The sequence below is a fragment of the Xanthomonas sp. SHU 166 genome, assembly GCF_000364685.1.
GTDB classification, from domain to species: Bacteria; Pseudomonadota; Gammaproteobacteria; order Xanthomonadales; family Xanthomonadaceae; genus Xanthomonas_A; species Xanthomonas_A sontii.
In genome coordinates this window covers 1-352 of sequence record NZ_AQOJ01000609.1, presented here as the reverse complement: position 1 = coordinate 352, position 352 = coordinate 1, and the positions used below count along the sequence as shown (strand labels likewise).

Here is a 352-nt window from a genome sequence, read left to right as displayed (position 1 = left end):
GGCGCCGGTCTTCGCTGCGCAGCGCCTGGGCGCTGGCGTCCACGCGCGCGATCCAGGCGGCTTGCGCGTCGAGCGCGGCCAGGTCGGCGGCGCCCTCCAGACCTTCGTAGGCCAGGGTGCGCAAGGCTTCGCGCTGCTGCGCGCGCGCACGTTCGCGGGCCTCGCCGCCGCGCGCCACCACCCACGGCACACCCAGTCCGATCGCCAACGCCAGCACGGTCAGCACCAGCGCCGCGGGCCCGTGGATCGCCGCTGCCGCGGCAATGCCGATCGTGCCGACGCCGAGCAGTGCGGCCAGTGGCGCCAGCGCGCGCACCACCAGGCCGTCGACCTCGCCGATGTCCGACATCAG

Annotated in this window: 1 pseudogene; it reads right to left on the bottom strand. The window is 76.1% G+C overall.

Annotated features, from left to right (window positions below):
* A pseudogene (locus tag D180_RS14965) lies at positions 1–352 on the bottom strand (thiol reductant ABC exporter subunit CydC); the annotation flags it as partial.